The following is a 3,343-nucleotide window of genomic DNA, read 5'->3' as shown; positions in this document are numbered from 1 at the left end:
GCCTCGGTGCGCATCGGCCACGCCCGCCGTGTCCCGGCCGAAGCCATCCCCGCCTACATCAAGCGCCTGGCCGCCGAACAGCACGCCGCATGAGACCCGTTCGGCGGGCACGGACCGGAAGTGAGTGGGCAAGTGAGTACGGCCGGGACAGGTGAATAGTCACTTGCCCACTCACTTCCGGCACTCACTGGGCGTGACCTGCGACAACGACCCGGAAGTGAGTCAAGTGAATCCAGTGAATCGACCTCGCCAACCCCGCTCCACGCGACGTCTACGGCGACCGGACGCCATCCACTCACTTGCCGGATCGAGCCGACCCGGCGAACGAACACTACGAACTTACGAACAATGCCCCTGACCAGGACAAACGCTGAGAGCAAAGTTCGTACGTACGAACTTTGCTCCCGACGAAACCGCAGGTCAGGTCGCTAGCGACCCGAACCGCCGCCGACCAGGCACCTAGCGCCTAGCGGTCGGCCACTCGCAACGCTGACTCCGCGTCACCACGGCACTCGGCCGCCCCCGGCCTGGCCCGCTAGCCGCCAGGTGAGGCGAGTTAGACAACCCGAACCGCCGCCGACCAGGCACCTAGCGCCTAGCGGTCGGCCACTCGCAACGCTGACTCCGCGTCACCACGGTACTCGGCCGCCCCCGGCCTGGCCCGCTAGCCGCCAGGTGAGGCGAGTTAGACAACCCGGGTCCCCGCACCCCCCCAGTTGGGAGCTTTTTTGAAGCTCCCAACCTGGCGGCTAATCCGCCTAACTCGCCTAACTTTTCTAACTCTCCGCAGGCCAGACCCCACGCGGGCCGGTCTAACCCGACTCAGGGCGAGCTGGCCAGCCACGTGATCAGGGCGGCGGAGGCGCGGGGCATCCGGTTGGGCGCTTTGGGCACGCTCAAGGGCCTGATCTGCGGGTGGGAACAGGGCAAGCTCACGGTCTCGCAGACCTACCGGGACCTGCTGGCCACGGTCTACGGCACCACGCCGGAAGCGCTGGGCCTGGCCGAGGTGTGGTCGCGGAACTTCCCGATCGTGACGTGGGAGGAGATCCGGCGCGGCGGAGAGGGAACGAGGGAGGCGAGGGAATGCGCCCCGGGAAACCCCCGGAAAACGCGGTTTCCGGCTCCCGACGGTCGTTCCCTCCCCCTGTCCCGGCAGCCGGAGGAGGAGCCGCGCGAGCTGCTCACCGTCGAGGCCGCCGCACGCCGGTTGTCGGTGAGCCGGACCACGATGTTCCGGTTGCTGAAGTCCGGCGACGTCGCCTCGGTGCGCATCGGCCACGCCCGCCGTGTCCCGGCCGAAGCCATCACTGCCTACGTCAAGCGCCTGGCCGCCGAACAGCACGCCGCGTGAGTCCCGTTCGGCGGCCGGAAACCGGAAGTGAGTGGGCAAGTGAGTACAGCCGGGACAGGTGAATAGTCACTTGCCCACTCACTTCCGGCATTCACTGGGCGTGACCTGCGACAACGACGCGGAAGTGAGTCAAGTGAGCCCAGTGAACCAGCCTCGCGAACCCCGCTCCACACGACGCCTACGGCGACCGGACGCCACCCACCCGCCCACCTCGACCCGAAGGGAGACCCGACCATGAACCCGCTCTTGGAGATCCTCGGCCGCGTCCTGGCCGCGCTCGGAGTGCTCGCTCTGCTCATCGTCGCTGCGGCGGCCGTGATGATGTGGCGGGCCGTGCTGCCCGCGCTGCTGATCGGCACGCTGGCCGTGGCCTCCGGCATGGTGCGCACCCTCGCCCTGGCCGGGTTCGGCGCGCTCGCCGGACTGCGCGCCGCGATGCTCACCCTGGACCGAGCCGGTGCAGCTGTGCCCGCACCGAGGCTGCGCCGACGAGACCCCCGCCGAACACGGCGAACCCGGCCCCGAGTGGCCGGCGCCGCCGGATGAGCTCGGCAATGAGGTCACCGTCAGCGAATGAGATCGCTCATTCGGCCACCTCATCCACTCTGACCAGCGAAAATGAGCGGAATGAGGCGAATGAGCACCGGCCGAGACCCCCCTTGAAAACCCCGGAATCCGGGGGCGTCGAGACCAGCGGCGAAGCTCATTCGGCACCGCTAGACCTAGCGGCCAGGGCTGCTAGACCTAGCTCGTACGTACGAACTTTGCTCCACACGAAACCGCAGGTCAAAGCCAAAGTTCGTAACTTCGTCAACTTCGTACGGAACGGGAGCACCGATGAACCGCAGTCAGCACACCAACCCGTCGATCCGGCAGGGAATCGGACAGGGAACAGGGCAGGGAGTCGCCGGGGAGGGAGGGAATTTTCCCTCTCCGCCTCCCTCGCCGATTCCCCCGGTCCGACCTGCGGAAACGACCCGAGAGGGAACGAGGGAGGCGAGGGAATGCGCCCCGGGAAACCCCCGGAAAGGAGTCGCCGGGGAGGGAGGGAATTTTCCCTCCCCGCCTCCCTCGCCGATTCCCCCGGCCCGACCTGCGGAAACGACCCGAGAGGGAACGAGGGAGGCGAGGGAATGCGCCCCGGGAAACCCCCGGAAAACGCGGTTTCCGGCTCCCGACGGTCGTTCCCTCCCCCTGTCCCGGCAGCCGGAGGAGGAGCCGCGCGTGCTGCTCACCGTCGAGGCCGCCGCACGCCGGTTGTCGGTGAGCCGGACCACGATGTTCCGGTTGCTGAAGTCCGGCGACGTTGCCTCGGTGCGCATCGGCCACGCCCGCCGTGTCCCGGCCGAAGCCATCACCGCCTACATCAAGCGCCTGGCCGCCGAACAGCACGCCGCATGAGACCCGTTCGGCGGGCACGGACCGGAAGTGAGTGGGCAAGTGAGTACGGCCGGGACAGGTGAATAGTCACTTGCCCACTCACTTCCGGCACTCACTGGGCGTGACCTGCGACAACGACCCGGAAGTGAGTCAAGTGAATCCAGTGAATCGACCTCGCCAACCCCGCTCCACGCGACGTCTACGGCGACCGGACGCCATCCACTCACTTGCCGGATCGAGCCGACCCGGCGAACGAACACTACGAACTTACGAACAATGCCCCTGACCAGGACAAACGCTGAGAGCAAAGTTCGTACGTACGAACTTTGCTCCACACGAAACCGCAGGTCAAAGCCAAAGTTCGTAACTTCGTCAACTTCGTACGGAACGGGAGCACCGATGAACCGCAGTCAGCACACCAACCCGTCGATCCGGCAGGGAATCGGACAGGGAACAGGGCAGGGAGTCGCCGGGGAGGGAGGGAATTTTCCCTCCCCGCCTCCCTCGCCGATTCCCCCGGCCCGACCTGCGGAAACGACCCGAGAGGGAACGAGGGAGGCGAGGGAACACGCCCCGGAAACGCCCCGGAAAACGCGGTTTCCGGCTCCC

Annotated in this window: 3 protein-coding genes; all 3 read left to right on the top strand. The window is 67.0% G+C overall.

Annotated elements, in window-relative coordinates; translation table 11 throughout:
* Window positions 1-844: 844 nt before the first annotated feature.
* The gene (locus SSPN_RS61330; protein ID WP_010316638.1) at window positions 845-1,354 is read left to right on the top strand and encodes a helix-turn-helix domain-containing protein; all 510 of its coding nucleotides are present in this window, start codon (window positions 845-847) and stop codon (window positions 1,352-1,354) included.
* 234 nt (window positions 1,355-1,588) lie between these two features.
* Window positions 1,589-1,900, top strand: a complete 312-nt coding sequence (locus tag SSPN_RS48415; RefSeq protein WP_010316637.1) for a hypothetical protein — start codon at window positions 1,589-1,591, stop codon at window positions 1,898-1,900.
* A gap of 678 nt (window positions 1,901-2,578) precedes the next feature.
* Window positions 2,579-2,755, top strand: a complete 177-nt coding sequence (locus SSPN_RS53445) for a helix-turn-helix domain-containing protein (protein WP_010316636.1) — start codon at window positions 2,579-2,581, stop codon at window positions 2,753-2,755.
* Window positions 2,756-3,343: the final 588 nt, after the last annotated feature.

Origin of the sequence: Saccharopolyspora spinosa NRRL 18395 (genome assembly GCF_000194155.1) — a bacterium.
GTDB lineage: Bacteria > Actinomycetota > Actinomycetes > Mycobacteriales > Pseudonocardiaceae > Saccharopolyspora > Saccharopolyspora spinosa.
This window is presented reverse-complemented; position numbering and strand designations above follow the sequence as displayed.